General features: G+C 43.2%; 15 protein-coding genes. 7 read left to right on the top strand and 8 right to left on the bottom strand.

The window, feature by feature from the left end; all coding sequences use genetic code 11:
- The first annotated feature begins 469 nt into the window (after window positions 1-469).
- A complete protein-coding gene (gene torR, locus F9817_RS18675) occupies window positions 470-1,168 on the top strand; it encodes a two-component system response regulator TorR (protein WP_161157685.1) in 699 nt (232 codons plus the stop codon).
- A 79-nt stretch (window positions 1,169-1,247) separates the two neighbouring features.
- Here the strand turns inward: torR and elyC are convergent, their stop codons facing one another.
- The gene (elyC, locus tag F9817_RS18670) at window positions 1,248-2,084 is read right to left on the bottom strand and encodes an envelope biogenesis factor ElyC (protein ID WP_161157684.1); all 837 of its coding nucleotides are present in this window, start codon (window positions 2,082-2,084) and stop codon (window positions 1,248-1,250) included.
- 115 nt (window positions 2,085-2,199) lie between these two features.
- Between elyC and cmoM the strand changes: the two genes are divergently transcribed.
- The 5 genes from cmoM to F9817_RS18645 all read left to right on the top strand — a co-directional run bounded on the left by cmoM (window position 2,200) and on the right by F9817_RS18645 (window position 10,372).
- The gene (gene cmoM, locus F9817_RS18665) at window positions 2,200-2,982 is read left to right on the top strand and encodes a tRNA uridine 5-oxyacetic acid(34) methyltransferase CmoM (RefSeq protein ID WP_161157683.1); all 783 of its coding nucleotides are present in this window, start codon (window positions 2,200-2,202) and stop codon (window positions 2,980-2,982) included.
- An 11-nt stretch (window positions 2,983-2,993) separates the two neighbouring features.
- A complete protein-coding gene (mukF, locus tag F9817_RS18660) occupies window positions 2,994-4,331 on the top strand; it encodes a chromosome partition protein MukF (RefSeq protein WP_161157682.1) in 1,338 nt (445 codons plus the stop codon).
- Window positions 4,312-5,028 (top strand): chromosome partition protein MukE, encoded by a 717-nt coding sequence (mukE, locus tag F9817_RS18655; RefSeq protein ID WP_161157681.1) that lies wholly within the window; start codon window positions 4,312-4,314, stop codon window positions 5,026-5,028. Before mukF ends, mukE begins: the two co-directional genes overlap by 20 nt.
- Window positions 5,025-9,494, top strand: a complete 4,470-nt coding sequence (mukB, locus tag F9817_RS18650; RefSeq protein WP_161157680.1) for a chromosome partition protein MukB — start codon at window positions 5,025-5,027, stop codon at window positions 9,492-9,494. Before mukE ends, mukB begins: the two co-directional genes overlap by 4 nt.
- Before the next feature lie 260 nt (window positions 9,495-9,754).
- Window positions 9,755-10,372: a YagU family protein gene (locus F9817_RS18645; RefSeq protein ID WP_161157679.1), complete on the top strand. Its 618-nt coding sequence runs from the start codon at window positions 9,755-9,757 to the stop codon at window positions 10,370-10,372.
- 76 nt (window positions 10,373-10,448) lie between these two features.
- Here the strand turns inward: F9817_RS18645 and F9817_RS18640 are convergent, their stop codons facing one another.
- The 7 genes from F9817_RS18640 to F9817_RS18610 form a co-directional block, all read right to left on the bottom strand.
- Window positions 10,449-11,300, bottom strand: coding sequence for an SDR family oxidoreductase (locus F9817_RS18640; protein WP_161157678.1), 852 nt, complete (start codon window positions 11,298-11,300; stop codon window positions 10,449-10,451).
- 494 nt (window positions 11,301-11,794) lie between these two features.
- Entirely contained in the window at window positions 11,795-12,775 is a 981-nt protein-coding gene (locus tag F9817_RS18635; protein ID WP_161157677.1) for an alpha-L-glutamate ligase-like protein, read from the bottom strand.
- Between the two features lies 1 nt (window position 12,776).
- Complete coding sequence (locus F9817_RS18630; RefSeq protein ID WP_161157676.1) at window positions 12,777-14,285, bottom strand: inactive transglutaminase family protein; 1,509 nt, start codon at window positions 14,283-14,285, stop codon at window positions 12,777-12,779.
- A 9-nt stretch (window positions 14,286-14,294) separates the two neighbouring features.
- A complete protein-coding gene (locus F9817_RS18625) occupies window positions 14,295-15,056 on the bottom strand; it encodes an ATP-dependent zinc protease family protein (protein ID WP_161157675.1) in 762 nt (253 codons plus the stop codon).
- Window positions 15,057-15,244: 188 nt separating this feature from the next.
- Complete coding sequence (cmoB, locus tag F9817_RS18620; RefSeq protein ID WP_161157674.1) at window positions 15,245-16,216, bottom strand: tRNA 5-methoxyuridine(34)/uridine 5-oxyacetic acid(34) synthase CmoB; 972 nt, start codon at window positions 16,214-16,216, stop codon at window positions 15,245-15,247.
- A gap of 88 nt (window positions 16,217-16,304) precedes the next feature.
- Window positions 16,305-17,036 (bottom strand): carboxy-S-adenosyl-L-methionine synthase CmoA, encoded by a 732-nt coding sequence (cmoA, locus tag F9817_RS18615; protein WP_161157673.1) that lies wholly within the window; start codon window positions 17,034-17,036, stop codon window positions 16,305-16,307.
- Window positions 17,037-17,305: 269 nt separating this feature from the next.
- Window positions 17,306-18,181 (bottom strand): DUF72 domain-containing protein, encoded by an 876-nt coding sequence (locus F9817_RS18610; RefSeq protein ID WP_161157672.1) that lies wholly within the window; start codon window positions 18,179-18,181, stop codon window positions 17,306-17,308.
- Window positions 18,182-18,464: 283 nt separating this feature from the next.
- Here F9817_RS18610 and aspS point away from each other — a divergent pair, with 283 nt between their 5' ends.
- Entirely contained in the window at window positions 18,465-20,243 is a 1,779-nt protein-coding gene (gene aspS, locus F9817_RS18605; RefSeq protein WP_161157671.1) for an aspartate--tRNA ligase, read from the top strand.
- Window positions 20,244-20,252: the final 9 nt, after the last annotated feature.

The raw sequence follows: 20,252 nt of genomic DNA, 5'->3' as shown, positions 1-20,252 counted from the left end.
GAAATAGGTTTGTTGATGAGCTCCCAAAGGGCGAGTTTTATTCGCTCCTAGGCTGTGTTACTGATTTTCAACGTAGAATGACTATGTCTTCAAATCAGTGCCTTGCCTAAGAGCGAATACATTCCCGCTGAAACAGCATCTTGAGGTTACTTGGGTATAACCTCTTATTTAAAAATTTCTTCAAAATAAAAAGATAAAAATCATTCTATTAAATATGAACAACTATTTAAAATATTTTGTTTTTATCTATGGATGTGACCCTTATTTACAGTCGAGTTAAATATAAATAGTTAAAGGTTGTGTTTCATCCTGTTAAATATTCAATTTAGAGTATTGTAATGAAACTAAAACTTTATATAAGCTTGTTTTGAATCAATAAAGCAGCAGGTTTTGTAGCGGAACTCTAGAATTGTTACCAACTATGAATAGAATGAACTGGTATTAAATTTACCGGAATCAAGTGACGTCTATGAGTTATCACTTATTAGTCGTAGAAGGCGACGCAGACACGCGTGTAACGCTGGTCGATTACTTCAAACAAGAAGGCTATCACGTCTCAGAGACAGAGACTGGCGGTGATATGCGTGAAATCCTCAGACACCAGTTGGTTGATGTCGTATTAATGGATGCTCATCTAGCTCGGGACGATAGCCTAATGCTCACTCGGGAACTACGCAGTCATTCAGATGTAGGCATTATTCTTGTTAATGGTCGTGAAGATAGCATCGATCGTATTATTGGTTTAGAAATGGGGGCTGACGATTATATCGCTCGTCCTTTTGAATTACGCGAATTATTAGTTCGAGTGAAAAACTTAATATGGCGTGTGAGTAAAGCTCGAGAAGGTGGTGCAGACCAGTCGGAGCAACAAATACATTTTGGCGATTGGTCTTTTGATATTCAACGTCGATTATTGAGTCAAAATGGTGAACCGATAAAATTAACCAAAGCTGAATATGAATTATTGGTGGCATTAGCATCGAATCCTCATCAAGTACTGACACGAGAAGCGATATTAAATATGATCAGTCACAGAGTTGATGCACCTAATGACAGAACGATTGATGTATTGATTCGTCGACTTCGTTCGAAGATGGAACAGGATCCTAAAACACCACAGATTATTGTCACAGTGCATGGAGAAGGTTATATGTTCGCTGGCAACTGATGCAATAATGTGAATAAAAAGCCCACAACTTCAATTCAAGTTGTGGGCTTTTTTATAAATGTTATTTCAGTACACGACTTTATTTATCGTCACTGCTCGGTGCTACGGGTTCGGCATCGGTATTGGTTGCAGCCCCAATTGCCTGTGTATGATAACCAGTGACCCAGTCACGTAAAATTTGCCATAAATGGCCCATGGTTTCATGCCAATAGCGTTCCGTTTGTTCTAAATAACGTGCTTTAGGTGTGTATTTTTCCCATGGCTGAGCGATGTTTTTCTGCGCCAAATAGTTGGTTGGCGCAGGAAGAGGGGAAAGTCCCGCTGAATGAAATTCATACAAAGCTCGCTTCATATGAGCGGCAGAAGTCACTAAAACTAATTTTTTCTGTTGGACGAATGCAGCGGCTTGGCGAGCTTCTTCCCACGTGTCTTTCGCTGTTTCCAACAAAATTATTTCAGATTTTGGTACTCCTAATGAGAGCGCAACTTGGGCTAACATGCGAGCATGGCTAAATTCACTGCCACCAGCATAACCAGACAAAATCAGTTTAGAACCGGGATACATGCGCATAATACGAATGCCTTCGGTTAATCGCATCAGAGCCGTTCTGCTTAGTTCCGATGTTGGCGGAATTTGGTCGTCAACAACGTGACCGCTACCAAGAACCATAACGTAATCGATGGATTCATCGACAGGAAGAAACGCAGTGTACTGGCGCTCTAATGGCATCAACAAACGGGATGACACAGGTTGGAATGAAATTAAAAACAAACCAGTAAGAGAAAATAACACAATGAAACATCCACTCTTACGTTTGGATGTAAACATGATCAGTAATAAGCCTATAAATCCGATTATCAGCAGGGCTGGTAGCGGCATAAATAGGGACGAAATGATTTTTTTCAGCTCAAACATATCCAAAATAGTCCGAAAAAACAGCACTTGACAGTAAAATACACGAAACTCTCTTTATTCCTGCCATTCCTATGACAGAATAGCAGAACGATTCGTTATCATAACTCAAGCTGCCGTGACTAAAGATCGCAATTTCGACGATATTGCCCACAAATTTGCAAAAAACATCTATGGCTCAGACAAAGGTGAAATCCGCCAAGTCATTGTTTGGGAAGACATAGAACAATTGTTAACTCATTTGCCCGTCGCTGACAAGTGTTTAGATATTCTAGATGCTGGTGGTGGGTTAGCACAAATGTCCCAAAAATTAGCCAAATTGGGTCATCGGGTGACGTTATGTGATCTATCTTCGGAAATGTTACGTTTGGCTGAGCAGGACATTGAAAAAAATGGGCTACTTGAGCAATATCGCTTGGTCCATTCACCAGTTCAATCGGTTCAGGAGCATTTGGCCGGCCCGGTTGATATGTTAATGTTCCATGCCGTGATGGAATGGTTAGCAGAACCTAGACCTGCACTGGAAAATTTACTTAATCAAGTGAAACCTGGTGGCATGGCATCGATTATGTTCTATAACTATCACGGTCTGGTGTACAAAAATGTCGTGTGCGGAAATATTCCCCACATTCTCAATGGGATGCCCCATAAGAAGAGATTTAAGTTACAACCGCAGAAAGGCTTAGTCCCTGAAGATGTTTACCAATGGATAGAACAATCAGGGTTCGAAATTTGTGGTAAGACCGGAATTCGCTGTTTTAGTGATTATATTGGTAATATGCAAAACATGGGCGAATACCAACATGAAGATGTACTGGCTTTAGAACGAAAATTTTGCCGACAAGAGCCGTACCTCTCATTAGGCCGATACATTCATGTGTGGGCTAAGAAGAAACAATAACAGGAATAAGAATGAGTGAGTTGACTCATACTGCTGACAAACTGCCGATTGATGAATTAGTCGGTTGGGTGAAACAGCACGATTTCTCACTGAACCTAACATCTGAGCGTCTGGCGTTTTTAATTGCTATCTCTGTATTGAGTAGTGAACGCTTTGATGAAGAGTTAGGGGAAGGTGAGCTGCAAGATGCATTTAAAATTGTGACACGAATGTTCGAAGAGACTGGTGAAGCCTCTGCATTTCGTGCCAACAATGCAATTAATGAATTGGTAGCACAGCGTTTGATTCGGCGTTTCACTAGCGAAGTGACCGATGGCGCAAGTATCTACCGGCTTTCTCCTTTGGCCATTGGTATCACCGATTACTATGTGCGCCACCGTGAATTTTCTAAACTCAAGCTTTCTATCCAGCTTTCAATGGTGGCTGGAGAAATGAGTAAAGCGGTTGAAGCGGCGACACAAAGTGGCACTCCACAAGAATGGCGCAAAAATGTCTATGGGGTATTAAAGTACTCCGTGGGCGAAATATTCGATCAAATCGACCTCAACCAGCGGGTGATGGATGAACAGCAGCAGTTAGTGAAAGACCAAATTGCTGAACTGTTAAATCAAGATTGGCGCGATGCGATTTCAAGTTGTGAAACGTTATTATCTGAAACGTCAGAAACCTTGCGAGAATTGCAAGATACTTTGCAAGCCGCTGGGGATGAATTGCAAACCCAAATTCTTGATATTCAAGAGACCATCTACGGTAATGATGAACTAGAGTTTATAGCAGAGACCTTATTTGGTTTACAGATGAAACTCGACAGAATCATCAGTTGGGGCCAGCAGGCGATTGATTTATGGATTGGTTATGACCGCCATGTTCATAAGTTTATTCGTACAGCGATCGACATGGACCAAAATAGGGCCTTTAGTCAGCGCTTACGCCAATCTGTTACCGATTTCTTCAAGCAACCTTGGTTCCTCACTTTTGCTGATGCAGAGCGCTTACGTGATATGCGTGATGAAGCGTTAGTGTTACGTGATGATGAAGTGACCGGGATTGTACCTGAAGAAGTAGAGTATGAAGAGTTTGAACGCATTAATGATGAGCTTGCCGAGCGCGTCGGCGTAATGCTGAAAGAATTTAAAGACCATAATAAACCGATTGATTTGGGTTCAGTCTTACGTGATTACCTCGCAGAACATCCGCGAACTCACCATTTTGATTTAGCCAGAATTGTTGTCGATCAAGCGGTGCGCCTAGGATATTCAGATTCTGATTATCAAGCAGTGCAGCCCGATTGGAAAGCGATTAACGAATTTGGTGCAAAGGTACAAGCAAATGTCATTGACCGATACTAATGAATACATGCCAGATAATCTGGCCAAAGCGATTGCAAATCCGCTTTTCCCGCAACTAGACAGCTTATTGCGTGCGGGACGTCATATCTCAAGTGATGATATGGATAACCACACTTTCTTGTGTGATTTCGAAACAGATTTAGCCCTATTTTACCAGCGCTATAACACGGAACTCGTACGCGCACCTGAAGGTTTTTTCTATCTTCGTCCCCGTTCAACCTCGTTGATTAGCCGTAGTGTGTTATCTGAGTTGGATATGCTTGTCGGTAAGGTATTGTGTTTTCTCTATTTAAGTCCAGAGCGTTTGGCACAGGAAGGTATTTTTACTAACCAAGAATTGTATGAAGAGCTCATGCAATTAGCCGACGAAAAGAAATTGATGAAACTGGTGACAAATCGTGCCAGTGGCTCAGATCTCGATAAAGAAAAGTTGTTCGATAAAGTTCGCACATCGCTGCGCCGTTTACGTCGTTTAGGCATGATTATTAACGTCGGTGAAACCATGAAGTTTCGTATTACCGAAGCGGTGTTTCGCTTTGGTGCTGACGTACGTGTCGGTGATGATATGCGTGAAGCACAATTGCGCCTTATCCGCGATGGTGAAGCAGTGGTCTATCATGAAGAGCCTAATCAGCCGACATTGCTAGATGAACAAGATTATGATGATGAACAGACTGAATTAGAAGGTGAAGCATGATTGACAGAGGTAAATATCAATCACTGACCATGGTCAACTGGAATGGTTTTTTCGCCCGGACATTTGATATCGATAACTTGGTCACCACGCTATCTGGTGGTAATGGTGCAGGTAAATCGACCACCATGGCATCTTTTATTACCACGTTAATTCCGGATCAAACCTTACTTCATTTTCGTAATACGACAGAAGCAGGCAGTTCGCAGTCCTCACGTGATAAAGGGCTATATGGTAAATTACAGCCAGGTACATGTTATGCGGCGCTTGATGTCGTTAACTCGCGTAAACAACGCCTGTTGTTTGCGGTTAAATTGCAGCAAGTAGCAGGGCGCGATAAAAAAGTCGATATCAAACCTTTTGTTATCCAAGGCCTACCAAGTCATGTGAAACCGACAGATGTGTTAATTGAAACGGTATCTGAGCACCAAGCTCGCGTTCGTCAGATTAACGAAGTAAAAGACGCAGTAGCCGCTTTAGAAGGTGTGACGTTTAAAACGTTTAATTCTGTTGTCGACTACCATAGCCAAATGTTCGAGTCTGGGGTGATTCCTAAGAAACTGCGTAACAGCAGTGATCGCTCTAAGTTCTATCGTTTGATTGAAGCATCACTATACGGTGGTATTTCGAGCGCCATTACTCGCTCATTGCGTGACTACTTGTTGCCACAAAACGGTGGAGTCAAAAAAGCCTTCCAAGATATGGAATCGGCATTGCGTGAAAACCGTCTGACATTAGAAGCGATTAAAACCACGCAAGCCGACCGTGATCTGTTCAAGCATTTGATCACTGAATCGACTAACTATGTTGCGGCAGACTATATGCGTCACGCCAATGAGCGTCGCAACAAAGTGGATCATACATTGACGTTGCGCCGTGAATTGTTTGAAACACGCAGCGCTTTAATTGAACATAATGAGGTGTTAAACCGCGTTCAAGAAGAGCTGGGACAGTTTGCAGAGCAAGAAGGGGCGCTAGAGCAAGATTATCAAGGTGCCTCTGACCATTTACAATTAGTGCAAAATGCGTTGCGCCAACAAGAAAAAATTGAACGCTATCAAGATGATTTAGAAGAACTAAATATTCGTCTTGAAGAGCAAATGATGGTCGTTGAAGAAGCGCAAGAGCGCTTAATCATGGCAGAAGAACAAGCCACCATTTCTGAAGAAGAAGTGGATAGCTTAAAAACGCAACTTGCCGATTACCAACAAGCATTAGACGTACAGCAAACACGTGCGTTGCAGTATCAACAAGCGGTTCAAGCGCTGGATAAAGCTCGTCAATTATTGGGTGATGATGACCTGACCATTGATAAAGCCATCGAAGTGGTCTCTTCATTACGTAAACAGCAAGATTCTCAAACTCAAACCCTATTATCGCTAAAACATCGTTTGGATATGTCTTCGGCAGCGGCTGAGCAATTTGAGAAAGCATATGCGTTAGTTAAAACTATTAAAGGTGATGTAGCCCGCAGTGATGCGGCGCAAGAAGCGAAATCAGCGCTGAGTGCTTTTCGTGATGCAGGCCATACCGTTAGCAACGAACATCAGTGGGTATCCCAGCAACGTGATCTCTCTCGCCGCGCAGAGCAGCAAAGCCATATACGTCGTTTAGTTGATGAATACCAGCAACTTCATCATGTTGAATTAAAAGATGAAATTACTGCAGAACAAGAGTACGAACGTCATAATGCGTTAATTGAACAGTTGGATGTGTCTTACGAAACGCTACGTGAAGAACGCAGTGTTCTTCGCCAGCAAGAGCAAGACCTCAGCAGTGAAATCTCTCGCTTAGAAACACAAGCACCTAGCTGGATTAAAGCCAATGATGCCCTTGAAAGCCTACGTGAGCAGAGTGGGGCGGAATTAGCCGATAGTCAGTCGGTAATGAGTCAGATGCAGATTGTGTTAGAAGAAGAAAAAACACAATCGATTGAAAAAGACAAGTTGGCTGAGCGTCGTGAGCAACTAGAGAGTGAAATCTCTCGTCTCTCTTCACCTGGTGGTTCGAATGATCCACGTCTGAAAGGATTGGCTGATACGCTTGGTGGCGTTCTACTGTCTGAGATTTATGACGATATTACGATTGCGGATGCACCATATTTTAGCGCCATGTATGGCCCGGCTCGTCATGCGATTGTTGTCTCTGATCTCAGTGGCATTAAAGAACGTTTGGTAGAACTCGATGACTGCCCTGAAGATCTTTACCTGATTGAAGGTGATGTTGATGCATTCGATGATAGCTCGTTTGATGCTGAAGAGTTAGAAGGGGCCGTTTGCGTTCAATTTAACGATCGCCAAATGCGTTACTCTCGTTTACCTGAGATTCCACTGTTTGGTCGTGCTGCACGAGATCAACGGTTAGAAAAATTGCGTGAAGAGCGTGAAGAAGTAGTAGAGCAGCATGCGAAAGCCGCGTTTGACGCCCAGAAATTGCAGCGTTTATACCAAGCGTTGAACCAATTTGTTGCTGAGCATATCCAGGTCGCATTCCAACAAGATCCTGAGCAAGCTTTATATACTGCGCGCGATCGTCGTAACCAAGTGACACGTGAATTGTCTCAACTTGAGAATCAAGAGCATCAGCAACGTTCTCAACGTCAGATCAGTAAGCAAGCATTGTCAGCGCTGGATAAAATCGTGCCTAATATGGCATTGATCGAAGACGATACGCTTACCGAGCGTTTGGCTGAAATTGAAGAAAAAATTGAGCAGTTAGATCTGGCGAAAACCTTCATTGCTAAACACGGTAAAGCGGCACAAGAGCTAGAGGCTGTCGTAACGTCGCTAGATGGTGACCCTGAACAATTTGATGCGTTAGAACGTGACTATCAAGCCGCAGACCAAGCACTGCAAACCTTGAAATCACAAATCTTTGCCTTATCTGATCTGGTTGAGCGTCGTCACTATTTTAGCTACTCAGATTCGGTTGATTTATCGAATCAAAGTAGTCAGCTCAGTGAGCAGCTTAAAGTTAAATTGGCCCAAGCTGAAACTCAGCGAACTCGTAGCCGTGAAGCACTAAAACAAGCGCAAACACAGATTAACCAATACAATCAGGTCTTGGCATCACTGAAAAGTTCTCATCAAGCGAAATTAGAGACGGTTCAAGAGTTTAAGCAAGAACTGCAAGAGTTGGGTGTTCAAGCTGATGAATCAGCTCTGGAACGAGCACAGTATCGCCGTAATGAGCTGCAAGAGCGTTTACATGCAATGCGTAATCGCAAGAGCGAATGTGAACGTATCGTGACATCCAGTGAACTCGAGATGAAATCTCTAGCGAAGCGTTTGAAGAAATTAGAGAAGGAATATCGAGACTTACGTTTATTTGTCGTGAATGCAAAAGCCGGTTGGTGCTCGGTATTGCGTCTTGCGCGTGAAAATGACGTTGAGCGTCGTTTACATAAGCGTGAACTCGCTTATTTGTCTGCCGATGAACTGCGCTCTATGTCAGATAAATCATTAGGTGCGCTGCGTTTAGCGGTGGCAAACAATGATGATTTACGTGATGCATTACGCTTGTCTGAAGACAATGCTCATCCAGAACGTAAGGTATTGTTCTATATTGCCGTTTACCAACATCTACGTGAACGTATTCGCCAAGATATTATTCGTACCGATGATCCAGTTGAAGCCATTGAAGAGATGGAGGTTGAACTGGCTCGTTTAACCGAGGAATTGACCCAACGGGAAAATCGATTGGCAATCAGTTCTGAATCCGTTTCAAGCATCATTCGTAAAACGATTCAACGCGAAGAGAACCGCATTCGAATGCTTAACCAAGGCCTATCTAATATTGGTTTTGGTCAGGTGAAAGGTGTGCGTTTGAACGTGAAAGTGCGCGAAAGTCATGAAACCTTGCTTTTAGGACTTTCTGATCAGCAAGATCAGCATCGTGACCTGTTTGAGAGTACCCGATATACCTTCTCGGAAGCAATGGCGAAATTGTTCCAGCGTGTTAACCCACATATCGATATGGGGCAGCGTTCTCCACAAGTGCTGGGCGAGGAGCTATTGGATTACCGCAACTACTTAGAGTTGAGTGTCGAGGTTAACCGTGGCTCTGATGGGTGGTTGCAAGCGGAATCCGGTGCACTGTCTACTGGTGAAGCGATTGGTACCGGTCAATCCATCTTATTGATGGTTATTCAGAGCTGGGAAGAAGAATCGCGCCGCTTACGCAGTAAAGACATTATCCCTTGTCGTTTATTGTTCTTAGATGAAGCGGCACGTTTGGATGGTAAATCGATCGCAACATTATTCGAATTATGTGAACGATTGGATATGCAACTACTGATCGCGGCTCCCGAGAATATTAGTCCAGAAAAGGGCACAACCTATAAATTGGTTCGTAAGGTCTTTAAAGATCATGAACACGTGCACGTGGTTGGGTTACGTGGGTTTGGGCAAGAGCCCAAACAGTCGCTTCAGCAATCCTTGCTCGAAGAGCTAAAGTCTAAATCTTTCTAATTAAAAGCGCCGTCAGGCGCTTTTTTCTTATCATCCGTTTAGTTTTTCAGTGGTATTGCTGAGATAAAAGCGGAAAGTCGGTAATTGAGCACCGTTGTGTACTAGTGTGGGAATATTCATCGATAAAATCATGGTCTAGATCAATATTGATATCAGTAATTTATAAGAACCTGACCTGAAATTGATCTAGATCCGTATTTGACGTGCTTCAGGGTGCTACTTTCTATATCAACAATTTCATACACAGTTATGGGTATCACATGAATCTATTCGAACAAACTCCAAGCTCTCGTCGCCGCTACGGTCTAGCAGCTTTTATCGGTTTAATTGCAGGTATTGTGTCCGCTTTCGTTAAATGGGGTGGCGAGGTTCCACTACCTCCGCGCAGTCCGAGTGATATATTTACAGCCGCTTGTGCTCCAGAACACTTAATTCGTGCTGCTGCCAATATTGACTGTTCACGTAACTTTTTAAATCCACCATACCTATTTTTACGTGATTACTTACATGTGACCGATCCTAACTCTCCGGTATACACTTTTGCTGGGCATGTGTTTAACTGGGTGGGTGTGACACATATTACATTCTCTATCGTGTTTGCCGTTGGTTACTGTATCGTTGCTGAAGTTTTTCCAAAAATTAAATTGTGGCAAGGTTTACTAGCTGGCTTCTTAGCGACAGTTGCTGTTCACTGGATTTCTTTCACTACTATGGGATTAACTCCTCCACTATGGGACTTACCTTGGTATGAAAATGTGTCAGAAATCTTTGGTCACCTAGTATGGTTCTGGTCAATTGAAATTATCCGCCGTGACCTACGTAACCGCATCACTAAAGAACCGGATGCAGAAGTACCACTAAACGGTGCAGTGCGTTAATAAAAAATCATAAAGTTTCCATTCCCATTAAAGCTTTTAGGCCGCATCAAGCGGCCTTTTTTATGCAGGAATATATTTATAAGAATGACTTAATCATGGCAGATACAGACTGAGTTGGGTGGCCAATAAGTTTACTTAACGTATGACTATCATCGAATAATCCGCCTTGTGACGCTCCTGTATCTGAATTGGCTAATATCGCAGCGAACGGTGCTGGAATACCGGCACTTTCTAATGCTTTCGCATAGTCGGCTTCTGGCATATTGATATAAGGAATGTTTTTCCCTGATTGTTCACTAATCAGTGCGGCAAGTTCGCTTAAGGTATAGCTTTCATCACCTGCCAATTCATAGACTTTTCCAGCTTGTGGTTGCTCGCTTGTTAATACTACTGCTGCCGCTTCTGCGTAGTCTTCTCGGGGGGCGGAGCTGATTTGACCATCACTTGCACAGCCAATAAATGCACCATGTTCGATGGCAGGCGCAACGCTAAGTAGATAGTTTTCGGTATACCAACTATTGCGAAGTAGTACATGGGGAATATTGGCCTGTTTTAGGTAGGCTTCGGTTTCTATATGCTCCGCTGCAAGCGCTAATGGTGATGTATCTGCGTGTAAAATACTGGTGTAGGCAATAAGGCTTACCCCTGCTTGTTTCGCTGCATTGATCACATTGGCATGTTGTGCGGCTCGTTGTCCTACTTCGCTTGATGAAATGAGTAATAGTTTATCAACTCCTTGGAGGGCATCGGACAGGGTATCTGGCTGACTATAGTCTGCTTGACGAACATCGATGCCTTTGTCCTTAAGAGATACGGCTTTAGCTGTATCACGAGCCAAAGCCACAATATTGTTCGCTTCTGTTTTAGCCAATAGATGGTCAATAACTCGTTGACCCAGTTGTCCGGTAGCACCTGTTACAGCAATCATAATCGTTCCTTATTGGATGGGTTTAATCTATACGACTTAGCTTGCCATTTAAACTCACTAAAAGTAAGTACGTACTTTTTTGTAAGTGTCATTTTTTCAAAAATAGTCGCGATAACCGAGTTGTTGAGGAACGTTTATTCTCCGATGTATCTAGTTGTCAAACTAACGTTATCTAGTGTTAGTATCATCATCTCCAGTTGGGAGAGGCGGTAGTGCACTAGACATGATCATTATGCCTTAGTTATCCGATAATTGGGCCGGAAAACAGTCGTGTTCTTCTGCTCGGCTATTCATGGTGTTTTGATGTTTGTGCTTGTATTTAGTACAACCTAACACCGATAGAAATGTTTTCATTACTGGTGATTGCTTGGTTGACCTTGCACCATTTGCTTATTTAAATAAAAAATATGATGGCTAAGTTCCCACTGCTGGGTGAGTAAAATAATAAAACCAGTCGAATGACTGGCTTTATTGGTTTCTGATGTTACTGGAAACTAGAAGTGGTCATCTTCGACAGCAAAATGCTTCATCGCGTATTCAACGCGTTCTGCTGCGGAAGGGTAGATAAGTGGTGTTTCTAATGCTTCTAGATGGTGAAGGCGAGGTAATAGCCCTGAACCGTTGGCAATCTGAATAGCGAGTCCAGGACGAGCGTTAAGTTCAAGTACCATCGGGCCTTCTTTTTTATCCAACACCATGTCGGTCCCCATATAGCCAAGACCCGTCATTTCCCATGCGCTGGCGGCAAGGGTTAACAAGTTTTTCCAGTGCGGAACTTGCAAAGTCGATAGGTCTTTATCGGTATCCGGATGATGAGTGACGGGGCGGTTAAATTGCACCGCTTTCACAGCCTTCCCCGTCCCGATATCTATGCCCACCCCAACAGCGCCTTGGTGTAAGTTGGCCTTACCGTCTGAATGAGAAGTAGATAAACGCATCATCGCCATAATCGGGTACCCTTTAAATACGATAATACGGACGTCAGGTACACCTTCATAACTGAAGCCGTCGAAACAATCGTCGAACTCGATAAGGTTCTCGACCACAGCAACGTCGTTTTTACCGCCTAAAGAGAATAGGCCTGCCAACGTGTTACTGATATGGCGTTCCACATCTTCTTTACCAATTTGCGCACCTGAAGGCTTGGTATAACTGCCGTCTTTATGGGATGTGATGACTAAGATACCCTTACCACCACTACCACGAGCGGGTTTGATAACAAACCCTGTCCAATCTTTCACCATCTCATGGACGTCTTTCACCGCACCTTGGTCGCTAATGACGCCAATCAGTTTGGGTACAGTACAGCCTGCACGTTGCGCAATCAGTTTAGTTTTTAACTTATCGTCGACTAGTGGATATTTAGATCGGTCGTTATAGCGACCGATATAGCTGTGATTACGCTGATTCATCCCCATAATGCCTTTCTTACGGAGTTTGAATGGCGATGTATATTCAGAGAGTGAAAACAGCATATTAATCTTCCTCTGCAAGCGGTTTAAAACGGCGTAGTTCTGAAATGCGGTAACCCGTATAGGTACCCAATAACAGAATGATTGCCATTACCACAAGCTGCAGGCCAATGAAGTTAAACGTTAAGTGCTGTACGTAAGAGTTAGTCATTGCTAAGTAGATAAGGATCGCAGTAAAGAGCGAGCCACCACCTTGCATGAAGACTTCTTTAGTACCTTCTTCTTCCCAAAGAATGGACATACGTTCAATGGTCCATGACAAAATGATCATCGGGAAGAATGTGATGGTTAAGCCAGACGTTAACCCTAACTTAAACGCCACCACAGTAAAGATAGAGATGATCAAGATAACCGCGATGATCACCGCTGATATTCGCGCAACCAGCAATAAGTTCAACTTAGATAAGTAACTACGAATAATCAAACCGGTACCGACAATCAAGAGGAAGCCAATAATACCAGTCATCAACTGCGTTTGTACAAACGCTACCGCGATCAACACTGGCATGAAGGTCCCTGATGTTTTCAGACCAACGATCACACGCAAGAACACCACAATTAATGCCCCGATAGGCATCAACATAATCGTTTTGAACATTGCCTGTTCTTCCAGCGGTAAGCTGTGAATAGATAGGTTAAGTAGGCCATCTGATTCAACTTTACTATTCGTCGCTTGCTGAGCGGACATATCTTGCGAAATCATGCTGAAGTAAATTTGGCTGTTACGACCACCAACAACATCAAGCAGAGAAACATTTGATTCGTCCCAAACCAATAGGTTAGGGTGAGTCGGTTGCGTGCCTGTTTCTGGATTAAATAGAACCCATTTTTCGCCATTCCAGATTTCGTTCATCATCTCAATCGATTGGCGACGACGGCCATCTTCGAGTTGAATAACACCCACGACTTTGTTTTGCATGCCTGCATAAGACAACAATTTTTGCGTTGCTTCATATTTGGTCATGTTGTTTAACAGTAGTGATGCGTTCTGACTTTCAGGATCGTTAAGGGTTTTAATCAGCTCACGAGTAAAACTGACCGGCTCTGCCGATAAACGGGTAGCTCGATTGATCAATGCTACCGCTGCCGCTTCTTCTGGACCGTCGAAGGTCGGTTTTTGAATCTCGCCAACAGGAGGAATTGGGGTTGATTGTGCATTAGGATCCACTAAAAACTGGGTTTTGTAATAAATCGTTTGTGGACCTTTAGCATGACGGATAGACCATTCAGCACGGCGGCCAGAATTACTAGAAATATAAGAGACACCGTAACCTGGCGATGAGGCACTTTCGTTAATTAAAGTGAAGCCATCTTGGGTTGCTGGAGCAGCTAAAGAGACTTTAACGGGTTTGTCATTGGCATAAAATTCAATACGAGCTTCTAGATCCCAGACTTGGCGAGTTTCGCCAGGAGTCCAAGGCACTCCGTATTGTTGGTGACGCATTACACTTAATGTTATCCCTGCAATAATTAAGAGCAGGATGGATATGTAAAACGGGACTTTTGATGTCATAAATGACCTTTACTTAGTATTTTTACTAGTTTGAACGTATTGTTTGCTGACATCGACTACGGCGATATCACGAATAAAATCTCTTCCCAGCAGTACTGGGTGACTCATCTGTGAGCGGTCGGCCAAGGTAAATGGTGTCTTCTCATGAATATCACCAAGTTTAACCCATAATTGAACAACTGCACGGCGTTGTGCTTTCTCACTATTAGCTTGGAGAATTCTCACATAACGCACTATAGGTGCTTCTATCCATTTTGCATCTTTTGCCACATCGTCACCTGCGACTAAATGGAATCGAACCCATTTTTTGCTATTTCGCTCAAATTCTTGAACATCAACAGCATTCAATGACGAAGAGGCTGCACCGGTATCAACACGGGCAGTAAAGGTTTTGTCCAAGGAATCGATAGTGACTTTCTCTAAAGAGCCGAGCACTTGTTGATGGCGTGCCGCTACCGTGGATTCTGGCACAGCCAGAGTAGGAACCTGATCATCTTGCTTGGCCGCTAACCCGGTTTGATCATCGATTTCCGATGCGGTGTGCTCTAGTTTACGAACTTGTTTTTTTAAGGAAGTGATTTCTCTTTCTAAACTATCGATATAGTCCATTTGATTACTGATTTGTAATTCCAAATTGGTGAGATGGTTATCGATGTGAGATTCAGAGTGTTGAATGGCAGCTAGCGTAGCTTGATGATGTTCATCACCGTTCATCATAGTGCAACCTGAAAGCATACTGAGTGCAATAACGGGTGCTATTCGCTTAAACATTTGCGACCTTATTTAATTTCTTAAGTAGTGTTAGTTATTTTATTATTAATTAGTCTAATAACCCCATGAAAAACAGACTTGTAATATGGGCTAAACAACCAAAAAATAGAGTTATTATTAAGCAAGCTATGAGCTTTTGACCCATAGCTTAGCCTTATGAAAGCAAAAGATAGTTAAAACTATGTCAATTATGGTTTTTTTGCTATCAAAATCGCTCGTCTCGGCGCAGGGTGTCCTTCAACGGTCAAGGCTGGATTCTCTGCGTCAATATAATCCGGTAATGAGTTGTGCGTCATCCACTCCGTGGTGCGCTGCTCATCAAGGGAAGTGACATTCTCATCGACAATTTTAACGTCGATAAAACCGACTTTTTCTAACCATACTTTTAAAGCCAAAGCAGAAGGGAAGAAATAGACATTGCGCATTTGAGCATAGCGATCAAATGGCACCAGTACGGCATTTTCATCCCCTTCAATCACCAAGGTTTCGAGAATTAACTCACCACCTGAAGCCAGTTGATTTTTCAATTGGATAAGGTGATCAATTGGAGAGCGGCGGTGATATAAAACTCCCATGCTAAATACTGTATCAAAGGCTTCTAGTTCTGGAAGTTGCTCAATGCCTAATGGTAAGAGGTTGACGCGCTCATCGTTACCCATGAGTTTGCGAATCGCTTCAAACTGCACCAAAAATAGCTCAGATGGATCAATGCCCCACACTTGCCTTGCACCGGTGCCTAACATGCGCCACATATGATAACCGTTACCACAGCCTACATCTAAAACAGTGCGGTTTGTCAGGTCAGAAATATGAGGAACAAGACGGTCCCATTTCCAATCTGAACGCCATTCAGTATCGATATGAATGTTGTGAACTGAATAAGGTCCTTTACGCCAAGGGTGAAACGTCTTTAGCAGATTTTCTAGCTTCTGTTGTTCGCCATGTGGCAGAGGCTCATGGTTATGCAGAGTTACCGAGTCTTTGATATCAATAACATCAGGTGCAGTATCAGGAATTTTTTTAAGGGCACGAAACCAGCGGGCGATATCGCCGTGTGGCTGCTCTTGCCAATCTGTCAGCTGTTGAGGAAGAACATTCAGCCATGGTTGAAGACGAGTGTCCTCAGCAATAAGCTGATAGATGCGAGCAAAATTAAACATGAATACGATTACCTAACTAACTAGTCCGAGTATAACGTGGTGTTAATGAGGTTATCGGGACTAGTCGATATCACTCTAACCTAAACAATTACTTAATGGCGAACATTGAGCCAAAGTTGAAACACTGGAACCAAACTTCAAAGCTACTAAAGCCCAATTTAGCAAAGCGTTCTTTGTGCGTATCGATGGAATCGGGCAGCATCACATTTTCAATTGCACTGCGCTTTTGACTGATTTCTAGTTCACTGTAACCGTTCGCTCGTTTGAAATCATGGTGTAAATCGATAAGAAGTTCATGTGATTTGTCGTTAGCAAAAACGAATTTCTCTGACAGGATTAATATCCCGCCTGGGCGCAATCCTTGGTAAATGTTTTCTAATAGAGCGTAGCGATCTTCTGGAGATAAGAATTGCAGCGTGAAGTTCATGACCACGACAGACGCGTTTTCTATGTTAATGTCGCGAATATCGGCTTCAATAACGTTAACCGGTGTATCTGAGCGGTAGGCATTGACGTGCAATTTACAGCGTTCAACCATCGCATGAGAATTATCGACAGCAATGATCTGACAACCTTCTTGAGCTTCAATATGGCGACGAATCGAGAGCGTGGCAGCACCTAAAGAACACCCAAGGTCATAAACGTTCGTGTTTGGTTTAGCAAAGCGTTCGGCGAGCATACCAATCGCTGAAATAATGTTGCTATAACCAGGCACTGAGCGCTGAATCATATCAGGAAATACTTCGACGACACGTTCGTCAAAAGTAAAATCACCAATCTTATCGATTGGAGCTGAAAATATGGTGTCTTTATTAGGCATTACGACCTCGTTACTGCAAATAACCTCAGTTTCATTCACGTCACTGAGATCTTGAAAGGCGCGTATTTTATGAAAAATTCCTGCTGGTGTCATTAGATGAACTAAAGGAAATGATTCGGAAAGGTAATTGATTGGCTCTACCTATCGAATCGTGCTTTTTATCGGTAACTCTAAGTCAGCGCAAGGTAGGGGGAACGACAATGTATTCGGTTTAGTCAAGACATTGTTGAGGCAACTAACACACTGAAGTTATTAAAACGTTGCAGCCATTAAAACATAGACAGTTGCTGTTGATCGACTGCTGCTGGAAAACTGGGTAGTGTGGTTAAGTCGAGCTGAGTCTGTAATTGTTGGTATAGCTTAACCGCCAATTGAGGGGCTAACACATTGTCTGGCGTGTGGATCATTAAGTAGGGTTGTTTCCCTTGAGCTATCCACGCAGGGAGTTTACTTAACCAAGGTGCAAAAAATTCTAAGTTGGCATCGAGCTCGGGGTGGCCGATAAATCGAATCATCGGCGAGTGAGCGGTTGCAATGGCGTGTACAGGAACGCGAGGTTTCTTTTTCTGCGCATCGATAATGACTTCATTGTCTGCTTTTGCCGCAAAAACGGGTCGGCTATCCATAATGATACGGTTGATACCTTGTTCTAACAGCCATTGATTCAACTGTTTTTCGGCGTCTTGTTTCGCAAAAAATGCGGGATGGCGTACTTCGACCCCTAAAGGAATGTCTCTGGGAAATTGCTGGCAAAATTGCACTAATGCTACAAAATCATCGGGTCCAAAATTGGCCGGTAATTGAATGGTCCACATGCCAATTTTTTCTGCCAGTGGGGACATGAGCTGCAAAAAATCGGCGACGTCTTGTTGACTATGCCGTAGCGCATTTTGATGGGTGATTTGTTTCGGTAATTTGAAGGTAAAACGAAACTCATCCGGTGTTGCATCATGCCAGTTTAAGACGGTGTGTGCTGAAGGCGAAGCATAAAATGTCGTGTTACCTTCTACAGTGCTAAATACACTGGCGTATTTAGCCAGTCGCTCACTCGATTGAGTCCCTTTTCCATAAAATTCACTCTGCCATCCCGAGTGTGACCACATAGTCAAACCTAGTCTTAATAACCGAGAAGTAGGTGAGGGCATCGGACATTCCATTTGATAACTTAGTGAATAATAGACTCTAACATCGCTTTGTAACCGAAGACAGTTTAGCGCTATAATCGACCGCAATTTTTTCGTCTTGATAGCTGATTTGGCTGAATATTGTACCAAAAATAGTCAAGTGGGAATAAATGAACGGATTTTATCTGCTGTAAGGTCGATTTTCCCGACCGTTCAGCGTATAAATGACATCTTGTACTGCAGATAGTTGAAATAACTGCAGCGTAAAGTTGAATGATAAATTAAAGAGATTGGGAAATTTATTATGCGTAGCCATTATTGTGGTCACCTGAACAAGTCCCTCGTTGGACAAACTGTGGAACTGAGCGGCTGGGTTAACCGTCGTCGTGATTTAGGCGGTCTTATCTTCATTGATATGCGAGATCGTGAAGGTATCGTTCAGGTAGTTATCGATCCAGATATGGCTGACGTGTTTGCAATTGCGAACCAACTGCGCAGCGAATTCTGTATTACATTAACTGGTAGAGTTCGTGCTCGCCCAGACAGCCAAATCAATAAAGATATGGCAACAGGTGAAGTGGAAATCTTGGCAACAGGGTTGGAAATCATTAACCGTTCAGAGCCGCTTCCACTTGACTCGAATCAAAAGAACTCAGAAGAGCAGCGTCTAAAATACCGCTACTTAGATTTACGTCGCCCTGAAATGAGCGATCGCATCAAATTGCGTGCTAAAGCATCAAGTTTCGTGCGCCGTTTCCTTGATGAGCAAGGCTTCTTAGATATTGAAACTCCAGTATTGACGAAAGCAACGCCAGAAGGTGCGCGCGACTACTTAGTTCCTAGCCGTGTACACAAAGGTAAATTCTACGCTTTACCACAGTCACCTCAGTTATTTAAACAGCTATTGATGATGTCTGGTTTTGATCGTTACTACCAAATCGTAAAATGTTTCCGTGATGAAGATTTGCGTGCAGACCGTCAGCCTGAATTCACCCAAATTGATATCGAAACGTCATTCATGACGGCGGAAGAAGTACGTGGTGTTACAGAAACCATGGTTCGTGATATGTGGAAAGAGTTACTCGATGTCGATCTAGGTCATTTCCCAATTATGGAATATAGCGAAGCAATGCGCCGTTTTGGTTCTGATAAACCAGACCTGCGTAACCCGCTAGAAATTGTTGATGTGGCTGACATCGTTAAAGACGTTGAATTTAAAGTTTTTGCTGGTCCTGCGAACGACGAAAAAGGTCGCGTAGCCGTACTTTGTGTGCCTGGTGGCGCTAAACTGACTCGTAAACAAATTGATGAATACACTCAGTATGTGTCGGTTTACGGTGCAAAAGGTTTAGCATGGATGAAAGTGAATGATCGTGAAGCGGGTCTTGACGGTATTCAATCGCCAGTGGCTAAGTTCCTAAATGAAGAAGTGATCGGTGCTCTGTTAGAACGTACTAACGCTCAATCGGGTGACATCATTCTATTTGGTGCCGATAAAGCCAATGTTGTGACGGATGCTCTAGGCGCGCTACGTCTAAAAGTGGGTCTTGATTTAGAGCTGACGGATCTTGAAGCGTGGGCACCACTATGGGTTGTCGATTTCCCAATGTTTGAGAGTGATGACGAAGGTAACATCGCAGCGATGCACCATCCATTTACTTCACCGCTTAACGTAACACCAGAAGAACTGAAAGCTAACCCATCAGCTGCGAACTCAAATGCTTACGATATGGTTCTAAATGGTTACGAAGTGGGCGGTGGTTCTGTTCGTATTCATAATGCACAAATGCAGTCAGCTGTGTTCGATGTGTTGGGTATTAACGAAGAGGAACAACGTGCAAAATTCGGTTTCTTACTAGATGCTCTTAAATATGGTACACCACCACACGCTGGTTTAGCATTTGGTCTTGACCGTTTAGTGATGCTGCTGTGTGGCACTGAGAATATCCGTGATGTGATTGCTTTCCCTAAAACAACTGCAGCAGCGTGTCCATTGACGAACGCGCCAAGCTACGCAAATCCTGCTGCATTGGAAGAGCTAGCTATCACAGTTAAAGCAGCGCAAGAAGACCAAGACGCATAAACGTTTTAG

The organism is Vibrio eleionomae, assembly GCF_009874545.1.
Classification (GTDB): domain Bacteria; phylum Pseudomonadota; class Gammaproteobacteria; order Enterobacterales; family Vibrionaceae; genus Vibrio; species Vibrio nitrifigilis.
The sequence above is the reverse complement of the archived record's forward strand: the minus strand, read 5'-3'. Positions and strand labels throughout refer to the sequence as shown.